A 22,901-nucleotide genomic window follows, 5' to 3' on the forward strand; every position below is an offset into this window, starting at 1 on the left:
TGGATCCAATTAGGTCTCTACAGTGAGTTTCCAGTTTCTGATTCGCAACGGCCGAGAGTTCATCGACCACACCACGCATGCACTGTCAAAGGAGAAAGTGACGATGCCCAAGACTGTCAATCTCAGACCCGCCGTTCCATGGGTCGAGCTGCGCGCGACCGCGAAAGACTGGGACGAAGCCGACCCACAGCTGCTGCGCGACATGCTCGCACAGATGCATCTCATCCGCGCGTTCGAAGAGAGCGTGCTCGACCTCGCCAGTCAGGGCCTCGTCCACGGCCCCGCACACTCCAGCATCGGCCAGGAGGGCGGCGCCGTCGGTTCGATCACCGGCCTGCGCTCGAGTGACGGCATCAACGGCTCGCACCGCGGCCACCACCAGTTTCTCGCCAAGGCTCTGCGCCATGTGCATCGCGACGCGTACGACCTCGGCGCCATCGTCGACGACGCGACGAAGGACGTGCTGCAGCGCACGCTCGCCGAGATCCTCGGTCTGGCGCAGGGGTACTGCAAAGGCCGCGGAGGCTCCATGCACCTGCAGTGGCACGAGGCCGGGGCGCTCGGCACCAATGCCATCGTCGGCGGCGGGGTGCCGCTGGGCGCGGGCAACGCCTGGGCGCAGCGCCATGCGGGCACCGACGATGTGACGTTCACCTACTTCGGCGATGGAGCCACGAACATCGGCTCGGTCCTCGAGTCGATGAACCTCACCGCCGCCTGGGACATCCCCCTCGCGTTCTTCATCGAGAACAACGGCTACGCCGTGTCGACCAACGTCGACGAGGTCACCGGCGAGTCACGGCTCAGCGGGCGTGGCCCCGGCTTCGGCATTCCCTCATGGCGCGTCGACGGCATGGATCCGCTCGCCGTGCACCTCGCGACCGAAGCCGCCCTCGACCACATGCGCGCGGGCAAAGGGCCGGTCGTCATCGAGGCGCTCGTCTATCGGTTCTTCCATCAGAACGGCCCCTACCCCGGTAGCGCGTTCGGCTACCGCACCAAAGCCGAAGAGGCCGAATGGCGCGAGCGCGACCCGCTTGAGAAGGTCGCTCTCGAAGCGATCAAGCGCGACGTCTTCACTCGTGAGCAGGTTGACCAGGTGCGTGCACAGGCGCAGGATGCGATGCGTGCGGCCGTCTCAGCTCTCACCGAGGCCGATCCCGAGTCGCAGACGGGAGCGCTTCGAATTCGTCCGGAGCTCTGGCCCGAGCCCGGCTTCGTCGACGTCGGTGTGCGCGGAGACCTCAGCGAGATCGCGGACGCACGCACGCTCGATCCGGTGACGCTCGGCGTTGCCGGCTCAGGCATCCGCACCAATGCAGATGCCGACACCGCAACGACCAGCCCGGCCGACGCAGCGCAGCCGGAGACCAAGACGATGAAGTTCGTCGACGCAGTGGCCAAGGTCATGGAGCGGCGCATGGAGACCGATGACCGCATCATCGTGCTCGGCGAAGACGTGCATCGGCTCAACGGCGGCACCAACGGCGCGACCAAAGGGCTCACGAAGCGCTTCGACGGCCGTGTGCTCGGCACCCCGATCTCAGAGAACGCATTCGCAGGCCTCGCCGGCGGCGTCGCCCTCGACGGGCGCTTTCGACCGGTCGTCGAGTTCATGTACCCGGACTTTCTGTGGGTGGCGGCCGACCAGGTGTTCAATCAGATCGGCAAGGCGCGCCACATGTTCGGCGGGCACAGCGCAGTGCCGCTCGTACTGCGCACCAAGATCGCGATGGGGTCGGGGTACGGCTCACAGCATCTGATGGATCCGGCAGGCATCTTCGCCACCGCGCCCGGCTGGCGCGTGGTCGCCGCATCGACGCCCGCGGACTATGTGGGGCTGATGAACGCCGCTCTCGCGATCGACGACCCGGTCGTCGTGATCGAGCACGTCGACCTCTATGCGCAGAAGGGCGAGGTGCTGGTCGACGACTGGGACTACCAGCTGCCCTTCGGCAAGGCCGCAGTGCGCCGCGAAGGCTCAGAGGTCACCGTGCTGTCGTACCTCTCCATGGTGCAGCACTGCCTCGACGCGGTCGACGAGACCGGGGTCGACGGCGAGGTCATCGATCTGCGCTGGCTCGACCGAGCAAGCATCGACTGGCAGACCATCGAGGCCAGTGTGAAGAAGACCGGTGCCGTGCTCATCGTCGAGCAGGGCGCTCAGGGCACCTCGTACGGCGGCTGGCTGGCCGACGAGATTCAGCGCCGTCTGTTCGACTGGCTCGATCAGCCGGTGCAGCGCGTGACCGGCAGCGAGGCGAGCCCGAGCATTTCCAAGGTGCTCGAGCGCGCGGCGATCGCCGGGCACGAAGAAGTCGTCGCCGGCCTCGAGCAGGTGCGCGCGCAGTTCGGAGGTCGATGATGCCGAAGACCGTGAACATGCCCGAGGTGCTCGCCGGAGCAGCCGAGGCGTCGATCAACGAGTGGTTCAAGCAGGTCGGAGACACGGTCGAGGTCGGGCAGCCGCTCGCCGAGATCGAGACTGAGAAGGCCGTCGTCGAGTACGAGGCTGAAGAGGCCGGCACGGTCGCACGGCTGCTGGTCGAGCCCGGTGAGACGGTGACCGTGGGCACCCCCATGCTGCTGCTCGCCCTGCCCGACGAAGACCTGGACGCAGTGGGCGGCGGCGCTGATGAGGCAGACGGCGCACCTGCACCTGCTGACACTGACACTGACACTGACACTGACACTGAAGCTGAAGCTGAAGCTGAAGCAGACGGTGCCGCAACCGCAGCCGCAGCCGCAGCCGGTTCTTCACCCGCAGATCTCTCCGTGACACCGTCGAGCGCTCAGGCCCCAGAGGTTCGCGAGCCTGCGGCGGCAGAGCCGAGCGACCGGGCCCACGAGGTCGATGCGCACACGAACAGCTCGCGCCGATTCGCGAGCCCGTTGGCGCGCAGACTGGCCCGCGAGCGCGGCATCGACCTGAACCGCGTCGAGCCGACCGGCCCAGGCGGACGCATCGTGCGTCGCGACATCGATCGCGCTCATGCAGCTGCCGCTCCGACGCACGCCGAGACGTCCGCAGGCGATGCCGCGGGCGCGACCCAGCATCCCCACGCTGTGCCTGCACCACCGGTAGTCACAAACCCGGTGCAGCGCACATCTCCGTCAGCCGGAGAGGTGCCGGACGGCGCCACGGCCATTCCCCTCACCGGGATGCGCCGCGCCATCGCCCGTCGCCTCACCGAGAGCAAGACGCAGGTGCCCCACTTCTACATCGATGTGGAATGTCGGGTCGACCGGCTGCTCGCGCTGCGCGCCGAACTCAACGAGACGATCGCAGGTGATGACCGTGCGCGACGCGTCTCGGTCAACGACTTGATCGTCAAGGCGGCGGCGCTCGCGCTGCGCGACGTTCCAGAGGCACACGTGCTGTGGGACGGCGACCGGCTGCTCACCTTCGATCAGGTGGATGTCGCAGTTGCGGTGGCGATCGACGGCGGCCTGGTGACTCCGGTCGTTCGCGGTGTCGACCAGCTGAGCGTCGGAGCCGTGCATGAGCAGGTGCGCGGGTTCGCGGAGCAGGCACGAGCCGGCCGCACCTCACCCGCTGATCTGGTCGGCGGCACGCTCGCCGTGTCGAACCTCGGCATGTACGGCACCAAGCGGTTCAGTGCGATTCTGAACCCCCCTCAGTCGGCGATCATCGCGGTCGGCGCCGCCTACCGCAAGCCCCTGATCGTCGACGATCAGATCGAGATCGGCACTGTCATCGAGTGCACGTTCTCAATAGACCACCGCGCCATCGACGGCGCGGTTGCAGCCCAGCTGAGCGCCGCCTTCCAGCGGCGGATCGAATCCCCCCTGTCGATTCTGGGCTGAAAGGTCGATGGCACCGAGCTGCTGATTCCCCTCCGGCTCGGTGCCGTCGATCGCCCCTTGCAGTGCACGGTTCTGCCCAAATACGTACGGTTCTGCCCGAATGCGCACAGTTCTGCCCAAATGCGCACGGTTCCGCTCTGATCGAGGTGATCTCGGCGGAACCGTGTACATCTGAGCGGAACCGTGCACGCGCCGCCCACCACGACGCCGCCCCGGCATCCTCAGCGCAGCATCCCTGCTATCCCGGCAGCCCCACGATCAGGCTGAGTGCGAAGGTCACGACCAGGCCGATCAGTCCCACGATCGTCTGCACCACGGTGATCGTCTTGAACGTCTCGCCCATGGTCATGCCGAACGACTCTTTCACCAGCCAGAAGCCAGCGTGATTCGCATAGTTGAAGAAGATCGAGCCCGAGCCGATGGCCACCACGAGCAGCGCCAGGTTGACGGTCGGGTCAGCCGCGGCGAGCGGTGCCACCAGACCGGACGCACCGACGATTCCCACGGTCGCCGAACCGGTCGACACCGAGAGCAGCGCGGCAATCACCCACCCCAATACGACCGCCGACAGCGCCCAGTTCGACGCCATATGCATGATCGCGTCGCCCACTCCTGAGGCGATGAGCACCTTGTTGAAGGCTCCACCGCCGGCGATGATCAGCAGGATGCCTGCGATCGGCTTCAGCGACGAACCGAGCCACTTGCGCAGCTGCTCTGGCTTTGTGCCTCGACCGTAGCCGAGCATCACCAGTGCGACGAGCACCCCGATCAGCATCGCGACCACCGGGCTGCCGACGAAGCCGGCGACCTTGCCGGTCACAGAGTCGTTGCTCAGCAGCGTCGCAGTGAGCGTGCGAAACAGCATGAGCACCACAGGGATGAGCGTCGCAATGATCGCGACCACGAACGAGACCGGATGCTGTTCGGGCTGCGCGACCGGCGCATCCGGATGATCTGTGGTGACGTTCGCCACGCCGCCCGCCTCACCATCGAGGCCTGCCGCACCACCGAGACGCGACACACCACCGGCCGCGTCACCAGTCGCACGTTTCGACGCGCTGGCTGACCCACCGGAATGTGCTGCGGGGGTCGGGGCTGCGGCGGTCGGAGCGGCGCCAGCCTGGACTGCGGCGGTCGGGGCTACGGAGGTCTGGGCGGCGCCGGTGAACTGCTCGACGAGGGCGGCATCCGGGCGAATGTGCAGCCGAGGAGCGACGAACCGCGCGTAGACCGGACCGGCGAGGACCACAGCGGGCACAGCGGCGATGAGCCCGTAGATCATAGTGAGTCCGAGATCTGCGCCGATGGTCGAGATCGCGGTCAGCGGGCCGGGATGCGGCGGAACCATTCCGTGCAGCGCAGACAGGGATGCAATGGCCGGGATGGCCACCCAGGCGAACCCCGAGCCTTTGAGCCGCCCGGCGCGCTCGATGCGCAGCGCGATCGAGAACAGTAGCGGCAGCAGCATGACCAGTCCGACTTCGAAGAACATCGGAATGCCGATGACGAACGCTGCGATCGCCACGAGCCACGGAGCTGCGCGGCCGGTGTGCTCGCCGATCACGATCTGCGCGATGCGGTCGGTGGCACCCGAGTCAGAGAGCAGGCGACCGAGCATCGCGCCGAGGGCAACTACGAGCCCTACGTTGCCGAAGGTGTTGCCTGCGCCGTCTTCGATCGCGTCGATCAGGTCACCGGTGCTGAGCCCCGATACGAGTCCGACGGCGACTGAGGTGATCAGCAGGGCAAGGAACGGGTGCATTCGCAGTTTGCTGGTGATGAGCGCGATCAGCATCAGCACGCCGCCGAGAGCGGTGCACAGCAGCAGGATGTCGTGGCCTGACATGTGTCTCCTCGTTGAGTCTGAAACCGGTGAACACGCACCGGCCAGTCACGAGGTCGTGCGGCCCACGGCCAAAGATACTCCCGTTTCTTCGCTCAGGGTAGGGGTCACGGCCGGTGCGCTCGGCGATCAGCGCGCGGACAGCATCCCTTCATATTCAGCACAGCAGACGGTTGCAGCAGCAGACGGTTGCTGCATGTGCACGGTTGCTGCATGTGCACGGTTCCGCCGAGATCACCTCGATCTGAGCAGAACCGTGCACATCTGGGCGGAACCGCGTACATCTGGGCAGAACAGAAAGCCCTCGCGGTCAAGGTGATCGACACCGGCAGAACCGCGTGCATCTGAGCAGAACCGTGCACATCTGGGCAGAACCATGCACGTCTGAGCGGAACCGCGTACATCTCAGTAGAACCGCGTACAGACACCTGCCCCCGCCCCAACTCAGTCGTTCTGCGGGAACCCCAGGTTGATCCCGCCGTGGCTCGGGTCAAGCCACCGCGACGTCACGGCCTTGGTCTGCGTGTAGAACCGCACGCCCTCGGCGCCATGTGCCTTGGTGTCGCCGAAGAGCGACTGCTTCCACCCGCCGAACGAGAAGGTCGCCACCGGCACCGGAATCGGCACGTTGATACCGATCATGCCGACCTGCACCTCGCGCTGGAAGCGCCGCGCCGCACCGCCGTCGTTGGTGAACACCGCCGTGCCGTTGCCGAAGGCTCCCGAGTTGATCAGCTCGATGCCCTCTTCGAACGATGACACCCGCACGATCGCCAGCACCGGCCCGAAGATCTCTTCGGTGTAGGCGCGCGAGGAGGTCGGCACTTTGTCGAGCAGCGTCGGTCCGAGCCAGAATCCGTTCGCATCGCCGTCAGGATTCACGTCGCGACCGTCCACCTCGACGACCGCGCCGTCACCCGCCGCGATGTCGATGTACGACGCCACCTTGTCGCGGTGTGCTTTGGTCACCAGCGGCCCCATGTCGCAGCCGCGTCTGCCGTCGCCGATGCGCAGCTTCGCAATGCGCTCCTTGATGCGGCTCACCACGTCGTCACCGACCGGGTCGACGGCGACCAGCACCGAGATCGCCATGCACCGCTCGCCGGCCGAGCCGAACCCGGCGTTGATGGCAGCATCCGCGACCAGGTCGAGGTCGGCGTCGGGCAGCACCAGCATGTGGTTCTTGGCCCCGCCGAGCGCCTGCACACGCTTGCCGTGCGCCGTGCCGGTCTCGTAGACATACTGCGCAATCGGCGTCGAGCCGACGAACGAGATCGCCTTCACGTCAGGGTGCGTGAGCAGGCCGTCGACCGACACCTTGTCACCGTGCAGCACGTTGAACACACCGTCGGGCAGGCCGGCCTCCTTCCACAGCTCGGCCATCCAGATCGACGCTGAGGGATCTTTCTCGCTCGGCTTCACCACGACCGTGTTGCCTGCCGCGATCGCGATCGGGAAGAACCACGACGGCACCATCGCGGGAAAGTTGAACGGGCTGATGATGCCGACCACGCCGAGCGGCTCGCGAATCGAGTACACGTCGATGCCGGACGACACCTGGTCAGAGAACTCGCCCTTCAGGTGGTGCGCGAGGCCCGTGGCGAACTCCACGACCTCCTGCCCGCGGCTGATCTCGCCGAGGGCGTCGTCGATCACCTTGCCGTGCTCGCTGGTGATGATCTCGGCCAGTTCGCCCTTGCGCTCGTTCAGCAGCTCGCGAAAGCGAAAGAGCACGGCCTGCCGACGCGCAAGCGACAGCTGGCTCCAGGCGGGGAACGCCGTCTGCGCCGAAGCCACCGCAGCGTCGATCTCGGTCTGTGTGGCGAGCGGCACCTGCTTCGTCGCGACGCCCAGCGCGGGGTCGTAGACAGGAGACGTGCGCGCGCCGGGCTGCTCGACTGCGTGACCGTCGTACCAGTGCGGCACAGTGGGCAGGTCGGTGTGGGTCTCGGTCTGTGCATTCATCGGTGGATGCCTTTCTCTTTCGATCGTTGTGTGTCGGCTCGCGATGAACGAGCCAGGCGAAGACGTGCGATGTTGGTGTCGGGGTGGCGCTGAAAGCTCATGCGGATGCCGTGTCGAGGGTGCCTGCACGCAGCGGCAGGCCGGTGGCGCGGTACACCTCGTCGATCAGTCGCATCACCTCGCGCGAGCGGGCGATCTCGTCGCCGTCACGCTGATTCGCCGCATGCTCGGCACGCACCGTATCGAGCTGGTACGCGTAGGTGTGTCTCGTGCCCGCGTGCGTGATGTGCTCGCCGGCGTCATCGGTGATGATGACTCGGTCGTCGACCTCGGGCATCAGAAAGCGAGGCACGCGCGCGGTGCCGCGCTCGCCGTGCACCGTGATGCTGAAGTCGAATCCGTCGCCATGCTCGCCGCCGCCCGCTTCGAGAACGTCGTCGGCCATGCTGGCCTCGATGTGCACCGGCAGCTCGCCGAATGAGAGCTCTGCCGTCACCCGTTGGTCGACCCTGGGGTCAAGTCTCCAGACGTCGGCGCTCGCACGCCGCACCCGTCCGTGTGCAAGCCCGTCGCTGTCGAGGCCCTGCCCGAGCGCCTCGGCCAGCCGCTGCGAGGCGTGCAGCGCGTAGCATCCGACGTCCATGAGGGCGCCGCCTGCGAGATCGAAGCTCCAGCGTGGGTCGTCTTCGGCAGGCTCGGGCATGTGCATATGCACGTCGAGTCCGGTGATTCGTCCAAGACGACCTGCGCCGACCTGCGCCAGAAGGTCGCCGAAGAGCGGATGGAACCGATAGTGCCATGCTTCCCAGAGCCACCCGGAGGAGTCTCTGAGCACCTCGGCCACCTGGTCGAACTCGTCGAGATTCGCGGCGAACGGCTTCTCGAGCAGCACGCTCTTGCCCGCTTTGAGTGCGCGAACGGCCCATTGCGCGTGCAAAGCGTTCGGCAGGCCGATGTAGACGAGATCGACGTCGGGCCGAGCGAGCAGCTCGTCATAGGTCGCAGCCACATCCTGCCACCCGTGCGTGTCTGCGTACGCCCGCGCACGCTCCGGGTCGCGGGCGGCGACGGCGACCAGCGCATCCCCGGTCTCTTGGGCCGGATCGCTCACAGCGGTGACCGTGATCCGAGCCGCGCCGATCGACCCTATGCGCAGCGGCTTCGCGCTCATGGCCGGTCCAGGCTGCGCAGGAACTCGATGCTCTCGGCGACGTCGGCGACCGCTGCGTGAACGGCTTCGACGTCTGGCAGCACAGTGTCCTGCTCCATCGTGTACCACCCCTGATAGCCCTGGTCTTCGAGCGCGTGCACGATGTCGCCGATGCGTGCATCGCCCTGCCCGAGCGGCCGGTACATGCCCTGCACGACGGCCTCATAGTAGGTCAGATCGCCATCGCGCACCCGCTGCGCCATCGCGTTGTCGACGTCTTTGAGGTGCGTGTGGCGAATGCGGTCGCCATGCTCACGAGCCAGCTGCAGCGGGTCGGTGCCGCCGATGAACAGGTGCCCGGTGTCGAGAGTGAGCCCGATCGTCGACCGTTCGAGCACACGCTCGACGTCGTCGCGGCTCTCGATCAGCGTGCCGACGTGCGGATGCAGCGTCGCCGTGATGCCGCGCGACTCGGCGGCCTCACGAGCGCGGTCGAGGTTCGCGAAGAAGACGTCCCATTGATCGTCGTCGAGCTGCACGCGCTCGTCATAGCCGTCTTCGCCGCTCACCGCACTGTAGATGACGGTGGTGGCACCGGCGGCGACGTACGCGTCGAGCTCGGCCTCGATCTCGGGCAGCGGGTCGTGGTCGGCTTTGTGCAGCACCAGCGGGAAGAACCCGCCGACGGCCTTCAGCCCGCAGCCGCTCAGCACCTGAGCCCGCTCTGCGGGAGCCTGCGGCAGAAAGCCCTCGGGGCCGAACTCGGTCGCTGCGACGCCCAGACGGCGCATGTCGCCGAGCACTTGATCGGGGTTGAGCTGGTACCCCCAGTCGGGCACTTCGCACACTCCCCACGAGATCGGGGCTGCGGCGATGCGGTCGGTGATGGTCGTCATTCTGGGTCTCCTGATTCGGGGGATGCTGTGGTGGCAGTAGTGGGGACGGCCTGCCAGCCGCCGGTTTCGCGCGAGCGCAGCACCGCTTCGGTGAGCCGAGCCGCGACGAGCCCGTCAGAGCTGCCGGGGCCGGCGACGGGGTGCTCCGGAGTGTCGCGAATCGCGTTCGCCCAGTGCTGCAGTTCGATGCGATAGGCCTCGGCGAAACGGGGGCGCCAGTCTGCGGCGAGGTCATGCCGCACCCCGCCGCCACGACGCTGCACCGCGGTGACTGGTGTCGTGAGCTCGAGCGTTCCGAGCTCCCCCACCGTCTCGCAGCGCACTTCATAGCCGTAGACGGCGTTGGCCGTCACCTCGACGGTGACCAGTGCGCCGTTGCGCAGACGCAGCAGGGTCACCTGCGGGTCTGCGTAGTGCACCCTCGTCGATTCCCGCGCCGCGAGCCAGAGCACCTCGACCACGGGCGAGTCGAGCAGCCAGGGCATCACGTCGAGTTCGTGCACCAGTGAGTTCACGATGGTTGCGGTGGCGTCCCATCCCGCTGGCATCGACACGTTGCGGTGCACGGCGTGCGCGAGCAGGGCCGCCCCGATCTCGCCGGCGGCGATGCGTCGACGCAGGTCGGTGTATGACGGATCGAACCGTCGCATGAACCCCACCTGCACGAGGGGTCTTCCGGCCGCCTGCTCGGCTGCGACGATCGCCTCGCATTCGGCGACGGTCGGCGCCAGCGGCTTCTCGCAGAGCACCGGCAGCCCGGCGGCGATGGCCGCGAGCGTGAGCTCTGCATGGGTGCGATCGGCGGATGCGATGATGACCCCGTCGAGAGTCTCGCCTGCGATGAGGTCGAGCGCGTCGCCGCTCGCAACGGCTCCGATGGGTTCGGCCACCGCACGGGCGCGGTCGAGGTCGAGGTCGGCGACCGCGGCGATGCGTGCCCCGGACACTGATTCGGTGATGGTCTTCACGTGATCGGCGCCCATGACCCCGGTTCCGATCACGCCGATTCGTAGTTGCTGATCGCTCATTCGTAGCCTCCGATGACATTCTGATCCCAGTCGATGACCGACCCGGTCACGACCCCGCTGCGTTCGCTCAGCAGAAACACGATCGCATCTGCGATCTCGTCCGGCTGGCCGAGACGACCCATCGGCTGCGCGGCTGCGGCACTCTTCTGCCAGCCCTCCTCACCACCGTGAAAGGCGCGCTGAATGGCGTCTTCGCCCGGAGTCTGCGCCCAGCCGATGTTCAGCCCGTTGATGCGAATGCGGTCGAACCGATGCGCGAACGCAGCGTTCTTCGTCGCCGCAGCCAGACCGCCCTTCGAAGCCACGTACGGCGCGAGATAGGGCTGCCCCGCGTGGCTCGAGATCGAGATCACGTTCACGATCGTGCCTGGTTCGCCACGGCGACGCAGGTCGTCGATGGTGCGGGCCATCGCGAAGAACGGTGAGGCGAGGTTGAGCTGCAGATGCTGCTGCAGCAGCTCGTGTGTGGTGTCAGTGATCGTGCCGCGGGTGGTGAGCCCGGCTGCGTTCACCAGACTGTCGATCCGGCCCCAGCGTTCGATGGTCTCGGCCACCGAGCGCTCGGCTTCGCCCGGCTGCAGCAGATCTGCCGCAATCATCAGCGCCTCCGCGCCATGCCGTTCGATCTCGTCCAGCACTGGTTTTGCCTTCTCAGCGTGGCGGCCCACGATGGCGACCCCACGCGCTCCTTCGCGAGCGGCTGCCACGGCGGTCGCACCGCCGATGCCCTGTGTGCCGCCGGTGACGAGGACGACTCTGTCTTGCAGCAGATTCTTCATACGTGTGCCTCTCTGATGGGTGCGCCGCTGTGAGCAGAGACCGCGTCGACCTCGCTGAGCGGCACCACGCGCCCCTCTTCGCAGCTGCGTCGGGCAGCGACCGCGAGCGCGAGCGCCTGGCGTCCGTCGTCGAAGCCGGGCGAGAACGGCAGTCCCTCGCGTGCTGCGGTGACGAAGCTCTGCAGCTCGGCACGGTAGGCGGCCTCATACCGAGTCAGAAAGAACTCCTCCCACACCGCGCCTTGGTCGGTGCCCGCTGCAGTGTCGAGGCGCACCCGTGAGGTGCGATGGTTCTCGACCCGAAGCGTGCCGTCTTGGCCGAAGACCTCGATGCGCTGGTCGTAGCCCGAGGCGCTGTGTCTCGAGTTCACGATCAGCACCTGCACGCCGCTGGCCGAGGTGAGTGTGGTCATCGCCGTATCCAGGTCGCCGACTGCACGAGCCCCGGAGTCGAAGAGCGCACCGCCAGATGCACTGACCGAGACGATCTCACCGACCAGATTCCTGGCCATGTCGAAGTCATGGATCGTCATGTCGCGAAAGATGCCTCCCGAAACCGCCAAGTACTCCTGCGGCGGCGGCGCAGGGTCGCGACTGGTGATCACGACCTGTTCGATGCGACCGATCTCTCCGGCTTCGGCACCACCCATGCGGCGCCGGAGCTCGGCGAAGTCGGGGTCGAAGCGTCGGTTGAACCCGACCATCACACGGGCCGCAGCCGGGCCCAGGCGGCGCGCAGCGGCATCCACCGCAGCCAAATCGAGATGCAGCGGCTTCTCGCAGAGCACACGGCGACCGGTCTCGACCACACGCTCGATGAACTCCAGGTGCGTCGGCGTCGGCGTGCCGACCACGACGGCGTCGACACCGTCGTCGGCCAGCACCTCTTCGAGAGTGCCCGCGGCACGAGCGCCGTTCGCCGCAGCGACCCGCTCGGCCGCGGCGGGCACGGCATCCTGCACCCACCGCAGCTCGATGTCGGGCAGTGCCGCCGCGGCTGCGGCGTGCACCTGACCGATGCGGCCGGCCCCGAGCACGGCCAGGCCGAGCGGCCGGCCCTGCTCGACGGCTCGGGCCTCACCCATGACGACCGCCTTCTGCGCCGTGGCCGTGCTTGGCCGCAGCGGCCTGCGACTCGTCGATGATCGTCGTCGGGCGGGTCACGGTGAGATGCGGCACGTCGACCGTCGAGTCCTCTTCGATGTCGTCGCGAATCGTGCGCAGCACACCGGTGTCGGTGTCGGTCTGCGCCAGCTCGTGCACCAGCTCTTCGAGCTCGGCACCGCCGGCCATCATGCTGGTCAGCTCGTCGAGGGTGACCTCGTTCTTGCGGTAGTAGCCGATGCTGCGGCCGCGCTTGAGCAGCAGGAACCGGTCGCCGACCGGGTAGGCGTGGTGCGGGTTGTGCGTGATGAAGATCACACCGAGCCCGCGCTCACGCGCCTGGATGATGTAGCGCAGCACCACACCCGACTGCTTGACGCCCAGGGCGGCCGTCGGCTCGTCGAGAATGAGCACCTTCGCACCGAAGTGCACGGCGCGGGCGATCGCGACGCACTGACGCTCGCCGCCCGAGAGCGTGCCGATCGGCTGGTCGACGTCACGCAGGTCGATGCCCATGTCGAGCAGCTCCTGCTTCGTCGTGCGCCTCATGAGGTCGACGTCGAGGCGGCGGAACGGCCCCCACCCCTTCGTGACCTCCGACCCGAGGAAGAAGTTGCGCCACACCGGCATGAGCGGCGCGACGGCCAGATCCTGGTAGACCGTGGCGATGCCGAGATCGAGCGCCTGGCGCGGTGACGCCAGGTGCACCGGGTCGCCTTCGACCGAGAAGACGCCGTCGTCGTGCTTGTGGAGCCCGGCGATGATCTTGATCAGCGTCGATTTGCCTGCGCCGTTGTCTCCCAGCACGCAGGTCACCTCGCCGGCGCCGACTTCGAGGTCGATGCCCTGCAGCGCGATGATGTTGCCATAGCGTTTGCCGACGTCTTCGAGCTTCACGAGCGGCGTGTTCCCGCCCGCCTGTGTGCGCGTGCCTGCCGCGGATGCCGTGGTCGCCGTGGTCGGGGCCGTGGTGGTTGCGGTCGTGTTCATTTCTTTCCTCCGCCTTTCGCAGCGCGACGCTGCAGCATGAGGTTCAGCACGGTGGCGCCGAGCAGCATGGCGCCGAGGAAGAACTTCAGCCAGTCTGGATTCCATTCGGCATACACGACGCCTTTGAGCGCCATGCCGTAGATCAGTGCGCCGATGGCGCCGCCGATGGCGCTGCCCGCACCACCGGTCATCAGGCAGCCGCCGACGACGGCCGCAATGATGTAGAGAAACTCGTTGCCGATGCCCTCACCCGACTGCACGGTCTTGAACGCGAACAACTGGTGCATGCCCAGCAGCCAGGCGCAGAAGCCGACGCCCATGTAGAGCATGATCTTCGTGCGAGCGACCGGAACGCCGACCGCACGAGAGGCGTCAGGTGCACCACCGCTCGAGAAGATCCAGTTGCCGCCCTTGGTGCGCTTCAGCAGCCACGTGGCGATGACGACCAGCAGAATCCAGTAGAAGACCGTGATCTTCACGTTCACGCCGAAGACCGGAATGTCAGAGGCGAAGACCGCCTCAGCCGAGTCGAACCCCGGCAGGCCCTGCACCGTCGGAGTGGCGACTCCGCCGGTGATGAGCCTGGTGACACCGAGGTTCAGACCGGTCAGCATGAAGAACGTGGCCAGCGTGATGATGAAGCTGGCCAGCTTCGTCTTGGTCAGCAGCCATCCGTTCAGGGCGCCCACTGCCAGTGAGAAGACGAGGCCGAAGACGACGCCCAGCCAGACATTCGTGCCGAACCAGTAGGTGAACAGGGAGGCGCTGAGCGCGCTGCTGATCACGCCGACGCCGGCCGACAGATCGACTTCGCCGCCGATCATCAGCAGCGAGACTCCGACGGCCATGATGCCGACCGTCGAGGCGCCGTAGAGCACCGTGGCGATCGACGACGGCTGCGTGAATGTCTGAGAGACCGAGGCGAACAGGATGAACAGTACGACGGCTGCCGATCCGGCCCCGAACTCAGGCTTCGAGAAAATGCGTACGAACACGCTTGAGCGGGCGACACGTTCGTCTTTGCCCGGGGTGGGGCCGGTCTTCGCCGGCCCCACCGCAGTGGTCGAGGTGGTCATGATGTGCTCCTCAGCTTCAGAATGAATCGGGCAGACTAGCGTGTGCCGTTCTTGGCGAACTCTGCGACTGCGTCGGCATCGTCCTTCGTCAGGATGTTCGGGCCGGTGTAGACCGGTTTGCCGCCGCCGATCGTGTTGCCGTTGGTCTTCTGCAGCCAGATGTTCTCAACGCTCAAGTACCCCTGCAGGTACGGCTGCTGATCGACGATGAAGGCGAGTCGGCCGTCCTGCAGCGCGGTGATGGCGTCGGCGCTCATGTCGAAGGTCGCGACTTTGGCACTGCTGCCTGCGCTCTGCACGGAGTCCAGTGTGCTCATGGCGATCGGAGCGGCCAGGGCCATCACGTAGTCGATGTCGGTCGTGGTCTGCAGCTTCGAGGTGATGGTCGACGCGGAGCTGGCCATGTCGGCGATGTTCACGTAGATCTGTTCGACCTGCCCGGTGAACGTCGACTTCACGCCCTCACAGCGCTGTTCGAGAGCGATCTGCCCCTGCTCGTGCACGATGCAGAGCACCTTCTTGGCGCCGACCTCGTTGAGCTGCTTGCCCGCCGACTCACCAGCGAGAGTCTCGTTCTGCCCGAAGTGAGCCGAGATGCCCAGATCTGCGAACTGGTTCTCGCCTGCGTTGATCGACACCACGGGGATGCCTGCGGCCACAGCCTCTTTCACCGCGCCGCCCACGGCGTCTGGCTTCGACAGCGCCACGACGATGCCGTCAACTTTCTGGTCGACGGCCTGCTGCACCAGTTGAGCCTGTCGGCTGCCGTCAGGGTCTGATGAGTAGAGCAGTTCGACGTTGTCTTTCGACGCGGCGGTGTCGCCGCCCTTGCGGACGATGTCCCAGAAGGTATCGCCGGGAGCCGCTGACGTCACCATGGCAATCTTCAGACGCGGCGTGTCGACGTTCGCGCTCTTGGCCCCTGCCGGGCCGGAACACGCCGCCAGGGACACGCCGGCGATCACTGCGATCAGCAGCGCGAGCATCCTGCGGATGCCATTGCGTCGCCGACGAGGTGCGGTTGCAGCCGCGCCGGGGCTGCCCGGCGTCGTTGTCGTGGTGTTCATGTTGTCCTCACTTCGTTGTGATTCGGTTTCTGTTGCGATTCGATATTCGATTGGTACTGCGGACTTTCTGATGCTTCTCGGTTCTGTGATGTTTCTCGTTTCTGAGCGGTGGCTCAGAAGCCGTGTCTCACGTTCAGGCGTTCATCGGCTGGCATCCACCAGTTCTGCGGCGTTCACCGCGAATTCCGGGCGACCGCCCGCGAGCACGGCGGCGACGGCCTGCGCAGCCATGCGGAAGGTCGCTTCGCTGGCCGCGACCGAGAGGCCGGTGACGTGCGGGCTGACCAGCACGTTGTCGCGGTCGAATACCGGATGATGCGGTGCCGGTTCGCTGGCGAAGACGTCGAGCCCGACGCCGCCGAGCACACCGGCTTCGAGAGCCTCGTCAAGCAGATCGATGTCGACCAGCCCGGCACGTGAGCAGTTGATCAGCACCTGCCCGGGCTTCGCGCTCCACAGCAGATCGCGGTCGAGCAGCGGCCGATCGGTCTCGGGCACATGCAGCGTGAGCACGTCGCTCTCGGCGACCAGCTCGGCGAGCGACCGGTTGGGCAGGTCGTCGGCCTGGATGTACGGATCGTGCACGCTCACCTCGAAGCCGAGCGCCTGACCGAGCTGCGCGACGATGCGGCCGATACGACCGTAGCCGACCACGCCGAGGCAGCTGCCGAGCAGATCACCGGGAGTCGGAATGGGTGCGGTGCCCCACTGCCCCGTGCTCACCAGACGGTGCTCCTGCGGCACACGCTTGACGAGTGCGGCGGCAAGAGTGATCGCTCCCTCGGCCACCGCGCGGGCGTTGCTGCCCGGGGTGATCGCGACCGGGATGCCACGCTCGGTGGCCGCCGCGACGTCCACCCGCTCGACGCCGACGCCGGTGCGCGCGATGACCTTGAGCGCCGGCATCGCATCCAGCGCCGCACGGTCGACCACGTAGGCCGCACGCACGATCGCACCCTGCGCCTCGGCCAGATCGGCTGCGCTCGGATCGGTCACCAGGCGCACGTCGTCGCCCAGCCACTCGGTCACCAGCGCCGGATCGACCGGGCCGAGGCCCACGACGACCGGCTGCCCGCCGTTCATGTCAGCCATGTCGCACCTGCTCTGGAGCGTTCGCACGCACCGCGACGGTGGTGCTGCCCGCCTCGTCGGGAATCTGCTGCCAACGACCGTCGGCGGCGCTCTGCTCGGCGGCTGTGACGACCGAGTTGGCCGCGACCGCATCGTGGATGTTCGAGTTGGCCTGTCCTGCTCCGGTGACGGCCTCGAGGAACTTGCGCGCCTCGATCACTTTAAGGTCGTCGTAGCCCATGGCAGTGCCCGCGCCAGGCTGAAAGTGGCCGAAGTCGCCGTAGCCGTCACCGGCGTAGACGGTGGTGTAGCCGAACTCAGCGGCGCCGCGCCCCAGAGCGACCTCGAGCTCGTTCATGCGCTGGAAGTCCCAGCGCACCGATCCCTCAGTGCCGTAGATCTCGAAGCCGTAGCTGGCCCGAGGGCCCACAGCCACGCGCGACGCCTCGAGCGTGCCCACCGCGTCTGCACCGACTGCCGCCCCTGAGAGGCGCACCAGCATGCCTGCGTAGTCTTCGTTCTCGACCGGCTTGCGCACGCCGTTCTCGATCACCGCGAAGTGTGTGGCGGCGCCCATCGGCAGCTCCGGACGATCTGTGTAGACGGTCTTGGTGACCGCGCTCACCTCGGCGATCGGTCCGACGGTGTAGTGGATGAGATCGATGAGATGCCCCATGAGATCACCGAGCACGCCAGAGCCTGCCAGGCTGCGAATGAACCGCCACGACAGTGCGCCGTTGGGCTCGGCCGAGTAGTCGGCGAACATGCGACCGCGCACGTTGGTGATGCGGCCGAGGGTGCCGTCGGCCACCAGCTCTCGAATGTGCTCGACCACCGGTGCGTGGCGATAGTTGAATCCGATCGAAGTCACCACGCCGGCGGCGTCTGCGGCTTCGGCCACGCTGCGAGTCTCGTCGACGTTGCGGCCGACCGGCTTCTCGATCCAGAACGGCTTGCCTGCCTTGGCCGCGGCGATGCCCATCTCGGCGTGCAAGAAGTTCGGCGCGCAGATCGAGACCACGTCGACCTCGGGATCGTTGAGCACGTCGTGATAGTCGGTGGTGAACTTCTCGTAGCCCAGCACGTCGTGCGCGTAGGCGGCGCGGTCGGCGGCGGTGTCGGCGGCGTGCACCAGGCGTGGCGCGATGCCGAGCTCTGGGTAGACCAGCGGCAGGTTGCGGTAGGCACGGCTGTGCAGCTTGCCCATCCATCCCACCGAGATCAGGCCGACGCCGATCTGTCGCGGAGGGTTCGTCGTTGGTGTGTCGGTCATTGGTGTGCTCCTCGTCTCTGAGTGCTCAGTGTTCGTCAAAACTGGGGTGCTGGGGTCGGTTCAGCTCTGCTCCCCCAGCCCGGTCACGGTGTCGTGCACCGCTTGGGCCAGCAGAGTCGAGTCAGAGCCGATGGTCAGAAAGGTGAAACCGCGCCGCTGATAGGCCCGCGCAGCTTCGAGATTCGCAGCCAGGATGCCGACCGAGACGCCGTGCTGTCGACCGGCTTTGAGCACCCGGTCGAGCGCCTCTTGAAACACCGGGGCGTCGAACTGACGCGGCACACCCAGCGCGTAGCTGAGATCGAGCGGCCCGACGAAGAGCACGTCGACGCCGGGCTGCGCGGCGATCTCGTCGACCGTCTCCAGCGCAGCGAGCGTCTCGATCTGCACCACGGTGATGGTGTCGTCGTTGGCGCGGTCGAGCGCCTCGCGGTCCTGCCCCCAGCGGGCGGCCCGGTTGTACGAGGCCACCCCGCGAATGCCCTCGGGAGGGTAGAGCTGGCCGCGACGAGCCTCGGCGACCTGCTCGGCAGAGGTGATGCGCGGCAGCATCACGCCCGCCGCACCCGAGTCGAGCACGCGACCGACGCGGATGCGCTCCGGCGTCTCGACCCGCACCAGTGTGGGCACGCCGTAGGCAGCCGCAGCGGTCACGATGTCGCCGATCTGCGACTCGTCGCCGCCACCGTGCTCGAGGTCGGCCAGCAGCCAGTCGGCGCCCGACGCGGCGACCACTTCGGCGGCCATCGTCGACCCCAAGCCGATGAACAGCCCGACGGTCGTCTCGCCGCGTGCGAAGCGCTGCTTGAGCTCTGCGTTCACTGTGAGGGGTGATACCCGGGCGGCGCTCATCCGTGCCACTTCTGATCTGCGCGGCCCTCCAGGTACTCGTCGTAGAGTTCCTCGACCACCTTGTCGCCGCTGACCTCGGCGGGCGAGACGTCCCACCAGACCTCGGCGCCCGGCAGGTCGACCTGCGGCACGGTGGCCACCACGATCACGACCGGGTGCGTGGCTCTGCGGGTGCTGTCAAGCGCCGCACGGAACTCGTCGGCGGTCTCGACGTAGTGCGTCTCGGCGCCGAGGCCGTGCGCGATCTCGATCAGGTCGATCTTCAGGTAGTCGCCCTCGAGACGACCCGGCTTGGTCTCGCCGACCTCTGTGACGGCCTGGTGCAGCGAGGCTCCGGACTCGTCGCGATAGCGGAACTCATTGGCGAAGTGACGGCCGGTCTTGCCCATCTGCAGACGACGGATCACTTGGAAGCCGTGGTTCTCAGAGACCACCAGCGTGAACCCGATGCCCTCGGCGGCTGCCGTGACGATCTCGGTGGGCTGCATCAGGAAGGTGCCGTCGCCGATGAACGCGGTCACCCGGTGCTCCGGGTTCGGGTCGGCCAGGCGCACGCCGATCGCCGCAGGCAGCTCGTAGCCCATGCACGAGAAGCCGAACTCGAGGTGCGCATGGCGGCCGTCGGTCGCATCCCACACCTTCTGCAGGTCTCCCGGAGGGCTGCCCGCCGCAGCGATGATGGTGTCGCCGCTGCGTGCGTGCTCCTGCAGCACGCCGATCAGCTGCCCCTGCGTGATCACGGCGTTCGTGACCGGCGCGTCAGGGTGATCGGCGCGAACGAACGCCCGATCGGGGTCGAGGGCCGCTGCTCGCTTCGGCGCCCAGGCATCCTGCTCACGGGCGATCTCTTCGCGCCAAGCCGCAGGGATGCTGTAGTCGCCCAGCTCGTCGGCCAGCGCCCGCAGCGCGAGCTGCGCGTCGGCGACCGCGGCGACCGCGCCCTCTTTGATCGCGTCGAACTCGCTGACGTTCACCGAGGCGAAACGCGCGTCGGATGCGAAGAGCGACTGCGAGGCGGTGGCGAAGTCGGTCAGGCGGGTGCCGACGTGCACGATCAGGTCGGCATGCTGCGCCAAGTGATTCGTCGCCGGGGTGCCCTCGAGTCCGATGCCGCCGACCTGGAAGGGGCCGGGCTCGAGCACGGCGCCCTTGCCGCCGAAGGTCTCCGAGATCGGCAGGTCGGTCGAACGTCCCAGATCGGTGATCTCGCGCTGGGCGTCGGAGTAGATCACACCGCCGCCGGCGATCACCAGAGGGCGCTCGGCCCGACGAATGAGCTCGGCGATCTCGCCGATCTCGGCGGGGTCGGGCAGCGGACGACGGATCTTCCAGTCACGCGGTTCGAACATCTCGACGGGCCAGTCGTGTGCATGCGACTGTACGTCCTGTGGCAGCGAGAGAACGACGGCACCCGTCTCGACAGGGTTCGCCAGCACGCGGAACGCCTGCGGCAGCGCCGTCATCAGGTGCTCGGGGCGACTGATGCGGTCGAAGAAGCGCGAAACAGGGCGGAAGGCGTCATTCACCGTGGTGTCGGGCGCCGCTGGGTTCTCGAGCTGCTGCAGCACCGGCCCCTGGCGGCGGGTCGCGTAGGTGTCGCCGAGCAGCAGCAGCAGGGGCAGCCGGTTGACCGTGGCGAGGCCCGCTGCGGTGAGCGTGTTGGTCGCCCCCGGACCGATGGATGCGGTGACCGCGAGCGCCTGACGCCGCTTCGCCGCTTTGGCGTAGCCGACGGCGATGTGGCCGAGCGACTGTTCGTTGCGGCCCTGGATGAAGGGCAGCTGGTCGAGGTTGGCGGCGAAGGCCTGCCCCAGCCCGGCGACATTGCCGTGGCCGAAGATGCCCAGGGCTGCGGGGATGAAGCGCTGCCGCTCGCCGTCGACCACGCTGTGCTGCGCGGTGATGTAGCGAACGATGGCCTGCGCGACGGTGAGCCGCACCGTCCTGCCGGATGCTCCGTGAACCATGTCGGGTTCCTCTCTGCGGGTTTCGCGTTCCTGAATCTGCGAGTTTCGTGTTCCTGAAGTCGTCTCGTTTCGAGCAGTGTCGAAGCGCGACGCTGGTCTGTTGAGGTGTGTGCGGGCGTCAGCCGTGCAGCCTGGTCAGCTGCGCAGCCTGGTCAGCCGTGCAGCACGATGGTCTTGACCTCGGTCATCTCGGCGACCGCGGCGCGTGGCCCCTCTTTGCCGATGCCGCTGGCTTTGAGCCCGCCGTAGGGCATCAGATCTGCGCGCCACAGAGGCGTCCAGTTGATGTGCACCGAGCCCGCGTCGACCTCGCGAATGACCTTCGTGATCGTCGAGACGCTGCCGGTGAAGACGCCCGCTGCCAGGCCGTACGGGGTGCCGTTCGCCACAGCGAGGGCGTCGTCGAGGTCAGAGGCCTCGGTGATCGCGACTGCCGGGCCGAAGAGCTCCTGCTGCGAGAGTGGGTCTTCGAGCCGCACACCGTCCACGATCGCGGGCTGCACGACCGCACCGTCACGGTCGCCGCCGGTGACCAGTCGGGCGCCGCGCGAGACCGCATCCTGAATGCTATCGTGCACGCGCTCGGCCTCACCCTCGGTGATCAGCGTGCCGATGTCTGTCGACGCGCTCGACGGGTCGCCGGCCCGCAGCTGCGAGACCTTCGCGGCCAGGGCATCCACGAAATCGGCGTGCACGTCACGGTGCACGACCACGCGCTGCACCGAGATGCAGACCTGGCCCGCGTTCGCGTAGCCGCCCTTCGCGACGGCCTCGGCAGCGCGCTCGAGGTCGGCATCCGGCAGCACCACAGTCGGAGAAGAGGCGCCGAGTTCGAGCGAGAGCTTCTTGACGCCGGCGATCTGCGTGATGCGCTCGCCCACTCCGGTCGAGCCGGTGAACGAGATCTTTCGGATGCGCGGGTCGCTCACGAGCAGGTCGCCGATCAGCGAGCCGGCACCGGTGAGCACGGAGAGCACGCCCTCGGGGAGCCCTGCGTCGACGAAGCACTGGGCCAGTGCGAGCGCGGTGAGCGGCGTGGTACGAGCAGGCTTGAGGATCACGGCGTTGCCCGCTGCGAGCGCCGGGGCGATCTTGTGCAGCACGAGCAGCGACGGGTAGTTGAAGGGGGTGATCGCGGCGACGATGCCGACAGGCTGGCGGACGGTGAATCCCACCTTCTCGAGACCGGTGCCGGGATTCGCGTCGAGTGGCAGCGTCTCGCCGTAGAGCTGGGTGCCTTCGAAGGTGGCCAGGCGGATCAGCTCGCCGCTGCGTGAGCACTCGGCGGTGGCCTCGACGAGCGTCTTGCCGTTCTCTGCCGAGAGGATCGCCGCAATGCGGTCGACGCGCTCATCGGCAAGCTCGGCAGCGCGAAGCAGGATGCCCGAGCGCTCGTGTGCGGGAGTGCGGCGCCAACGGGCGGCACCGGCTTCTGCGGCGCGGACGGCTTCTTCGACGTCTTCGGCTGCAGCAGCGGTGATCTCGGCCACGGTCTGGCCGGTGTAGGGATTGGTGACTGCCTCAACCGCACTCTGATCGCTCGCCGACTGCCACTGGCTGCCGATGAGCAGCTGCCCCGCGTGTGCGAGTTCTGCCGCGCCCTGCGGGTTGTGTGCTGACGCCATTGTCACGATTCCTTCGCTTCACCGTTCGTTTCGAGCTCGTGGCCGCTGAGGCCGATGCTGTCGGCTCTTCTGACGCCGGTGCTCGCAGTCTCGTCTGAAACTCGTTCATCTCGGTTTCTCTGAGGCCGGGGCCGCTCAGCTTCATGCGGTCGTACTCGATTCGAGTCCAACCTCAGTGTTGGACCGGTCCAACTTTAGGCATAAGACCTAGGTGAGTGACAAGTGCTGCGGCCCAGATATACGATCTGGGCTTCTCTTCGTGCGCCTACCTGGGTTTCTGTACCTGTACCGAGCCAGGTTTGTTCTTGGGCCGACCTGGGCTTCTGTACCTGTATCGACCTGGGTTTCGGCTCTTGCGCCGACCTGGGCCTCAGCACCTGTATCGAG

At 67.1% G+C, this 22,901-nt stretch carries 17 protein-coding genes; 2 read left to right on the forward strand and 15 right to left on the reverse strand.

The window, feature by feature from the left end; all coding sequences use genetic code 11:
* The first annotated feature begins 103 nt into the window (after positions 1–103).
* Both F8O09_RS04825 and F8O09_RS04830 read left to right on the forward strand, forming a co-directional pair.
* Positions 104–2,365, forward strand: coding sequence for a thiamine pyrophosphate-dependent enzyme (locus F8O09_RS04825; protein ID WP_158054133.1), 2,262 nt, complete (start codon positions 104–106; stop codon positions 2,363–2,365).
* Positions 2,362–3,828 (forward strand): dihydrolipoamide acetyltransferase family protein, encoded by a 1,467-nt coding sequence (locus tag F8O09_RS04830; protein WP_225732875.1) that lies wholly within the window; start codon positions 2,362–2,364, stop codon positions 3,826–3,828. The genes F8O09_RS04825 and F8O09_RS04830 overlap by 4 nt, the downstream gene beginning before the upstream one ends.
* Positions 3,829–4,066: 238 nt before the next feature.
* On the opposite strand, the gene F8O09_RS04835 is transcribed toward F8O09_RS04830, so the two are convergent.
* The 15 genes from F8O09_RS04835 to F8O09_RS04905 all read right to left on the reverse strand — a co-directional run bounded on the left by F8O09_RS04835 (position 4,067) and on the right by F8O09_RS04905 (position 22,514).
* Positions 4,067–5,674, reverse strand: coding sequence for a GntP family permease (locus F8O09_RS04835; protein WP_158054134.1), 1,608 nt, complete (start codon positions 5,672–5,674; stop codon positions 4,067–4,069).
* Positions 5,675–6,115: 441 nt separating this feature from the next.
* Positions 6,116–7,636, reverse strand: coding sequence for a CoA-acylating methylmalonate-semialdehyde dehydrogenase (locus tag F8O09_RS04840; RefSeq protein WP_158042382.1), 1,521 nt, complete (start codon positions 7,634–7,636; stop codon positions 6,116–6,118).
* Positions 7,637–7,733: 97 nt separating this feature from the next.
* Positions 7,734–8,807, reverse strand: coding sequence for a Gfo/Idh/MocA family protein (locus tag F8O09_RS04845; protein WP_158054135.1), 1,074 nt, complete (start codon positions 8,805–8,807; stop codon positions 7,734–7,736).
* Entirely contained in the window at positions 8,804–9,682 is an 879-nt protein-coding gene (locus tag F8O09_RS04850) for a sugar phosphate isomerase/epimerase family protein (protein ID WP_158054136.1), read from the reverse strand. The genes F8O09_RS04845 and F8O09_RS04850 overlap by 4 nt, the downstream gene beginning before the upstream one ends.
* The gene (locus tag F8O09_RS04855; RefSeq protein ID WP_158054137.1) at positions 9,679–10,710 is read right to left on the reverse strand and encodes a Gfo/Idh/MocA family oxidoreductase; all 1,032 of its coding nucleotides are present in this window, start codon (positions 10,708–10,710) and stop codon (positions 9,679–9,681) included. The genes F8O09_RS04850 and F8O09_RS04855 overlap by 4 nt, the downstream gene beginning before the upstream one ends.
* Entirely contained in the window at positions 10,707–11,489 is a 783-nt protein-coding gene (locus tag F8O09_RS04860) for an SDR family oxidoreductase (RefSeq protein WP_158054138.1), read from the reverse strand. Before F8O09_RS04860 ends, F8O09_RS04855 begins: the two co-directional genes overlap by 4 nt.
* Positions 11,486–12,574, reverse strand: coding sequence for a Gfo/Idh/MocA family oxidoreductase (locus F8O09_RS04865; RefSeq protein ID WP_158054139.1), 1,089 nt, complete (start codon positions 12,572–12,574; stop codon positions 11,486–11,488). Before F8O09_RS04865 ends, F8O09_RS04860 begins: the two co-directional genes overlap by 4 nt.
* Positions 12,567–13,583, reverse strand: a complete 1,017-nt coding sequence (locus F8O09_RS04870) for an ATP-binding cassette domain-containing protein (RefSeq protein ID WP_158054140.1) — start codon at positions 13,581–13,583, stop codon at positions 12,567–12,569. The genes F8O09_RS04865 and F8O09_RS04870 overlap by 8 nt, the downstream gene beginning before the upstream one ends.
* Positions 13,580–14,659 (reverse strand): ABC transporter permease, encoded by a 1,080-nt coding sequence (locus F8O09_RS04875; RefSeq protein ID WP_158054141.1) that lies wholly within the window; start codon positions 14,657–14,659, stop codon positions 13,580–13,582. The genes F8O09_RS04870 and F8O09_RS04875 overlap by 4 nt, the downstream gene beginning before the upstream one ends.
* 35 nt (positions 14,660–14,694) lie before the next feature.
* Positions 14,695–15,726, reverse strand: a complete 1,032-nt coding sequence (locus F8O09_RS04880; RefSeq protein WP_158030779.1) for a substrate-binding domain-containing protein — start codon at positions 15,724–15,726, stop codon at positions 14,695–14,697.
* A gap of 141 nt (positions 15,727–15,867) precedes the next feature.
* Entirely contained in the window at positions 15,868–16,818 is a 951-nt protein-coding gene (locus F8O09_RS04885) for an NAD(P)-dependent oxidoreductase (protein ID WP_225732876.1), read from the reverse strand.
* Positions 16,811–18,070 carry a Gfo/Idh/MocA family protein gene (locus F8O09_RS04890; protein ID WP_158054142.1) on the reverse strand — a complete coding sequence of 420 codons (1,260 nt, stop codon included), beginning with the start codon at positions 18,068–18,070 and terminating at the stop codon, positions 16,811–16,813. Before F8O09_RS04890 ends, F8O09_RS04885 begins: the two co-directional genes overlap by 8 nt.
* 60 nt (positions 18,071–18,130) lie before the next feature.
* Positions 18,131–18,922 (reverse strand): HpcH/HpaI aldolase family protein, encoded by a 792-nt coding sequence (locus tag F8O09_RS04895; protein ID WP_158054143.1) that lies wholly within the window; start codon positions 18,920–18,922, stop codon positions 18,131–18,133.
* Positions 18,919–20,889 carry a 3D-(3,5/4)-trihydroxycyclohexane-1,2-dione acylhydrolase (decyclizing) gene (gene iolD, locus F8O09_RS04900; protein WP_158054144.1) on the reverse strand — a complete coding sequence of 657 codons (1,971 nt, stop codon included), beginning with the start codon at positions 20,887–20,889 and terminating at the stop codon, positions 18,919–18,921. The genes F8O09_RS04895 and iolD overlap by 4 nt, the downstream gene beginning before the upstream one ends.
* A gap of 152 nt (positions 20,890–21,041) precedes the next feature.
* Positions 21,042–22,514, reverse strand: coding sequence for an aldehyde dehydrogenase family protein (locus F8O09_RS04905; protein ID WP_158054145.1), 1,473 nt, complete (start codon positions 22,512–22,514; stop codon positions 21,042–21,044).
* Positions 22,515–22,901: the final 387 nt, after the last annotated feature.

The sequence above is a fragment of the Pseudoclavibacter sp. CFCC 11306 genome, from assembly GCF_008831235.1.
Classification (GTDB): domain Bacteria; phylum Actinomycetota; class Actinomycetes; order Actinomycetales; family Microbacteriaceae; genus Pseudoclavibacter_A.

Coding starts and splice junctions, on each gene's coding strand:
- F8O09_RS04825 (WP_158054133.1), top strand. CDS start 104: ATGCCCAAGACTGTCAATCTCAGACCCGCCGTTCCATGGGTCGAGCTG.
- F8O09_RS04890 (WP_158054142.1), bottom strand. CDS start 18,070: ATGACCGACACACCAACGACGAACCCTCCGCGACAGATCGGCGTCGGC.
- F8O09_RS04880 (WP_158030779.1), bottom strand. CDS start 15,726: ATGAACACCACGACAACGACGCCGGGCAGCCCCGGCGCGGCTGCAACC.
- F8O09_RS04875 (WP_158054141.1), bottom strand. CDS start 14,659: ATGACCACCTCGACCACTGCGGTGGGGCCGGCGAAGACCGGCCCCACC.
- F8O09_RS04855 (WP_158054137.1), bottom strand. CDS start 10,710: ATGAGCGATCAGCAACTACGAATCGGCGTGATCGGAACCGGGGTCATG.
- F8O09_RS04830 (WP_225732875.1), top strand. CDS start 2,362: ATGATGCCGAAGACCGTGAACATGCCCGAGGTGCTCGCCGGAGCAGCC.
- F8O09_RS04845 (WP_158054135.1), bottom strand. CDS start 8,807: ATGAGCGCGAAGCCGCTGCGCATAGGGTCGATCGGCGCGGCTCGGATC.
- F8O09_RS04840 (WP_158042382.1), bottom strand. CDS start 7,636: ATGAATGCACAGACCGAGACCCACACCGACCTGCCCACTGTGCCGCAC.
- F8O09_RS04905 (WP_158054145.1), bottom strand. CDS start 22,514: ATGGCGTCAGCACACAACCCGCAGGGCGCGGCAGAACTCGCACACGCG.
- F8O09_RS04835 (WP_158054134.1), bottom strand. CDS start 5,674: ATGTCAGGCCACGACATCCTGCTGCTGTGCACCGCTCTCGGCGGCGTG.
- F8O09_RS04895 (WP_158054143.1), bottom strand. CDS start 18,922: ATGAGCGCCGCCCGGGTATCACCCCTCACAGTGAACGCAGAGCTCAAG.
- iolD (WP_158054144.1), bottom strand. CDS start 20,889: ATGGTTCACGGAGCATCCGGCAGGACGGTGCGGCTCACCGTCGCGCAG.
- F8O09_RS04860 (WP_158054138.1), bottom strand. CDS start 11,489: ATGAAGAATCTGCTGCAAGACAGAGTCGTCCTCGTCACCGGCGGCACA.
- F8O09_RS04870 (WP_158054140.1), bottom strand. CDS start 13,583: ATGAACACGACCGCAACCACCACGGCCCCGACCACGGCGACCACGGCA.
- F8O09_RS04850 (WP_158054136.1), bottom strand. CDS start 9,682: ATGACGACCATCACCGACCGCATCGCCGCAGCCCCGATCTCGTGGGGA.
- F8O09_RS04865 (WP_158054139.1), bottom strand. CDS start 12,574: ATGGGTGAGGCCCGAGCCGTCGAGCAGGGCCGGCCGCTCGGCCTGGCC.
- F8O09_RS04885 (WP_225732876.1), bottom strand. CDS start 16,818: ATGGCTGACATGAACGGCGGGCAGCCGGTCGTCGTGGGCCTCGGCCCG.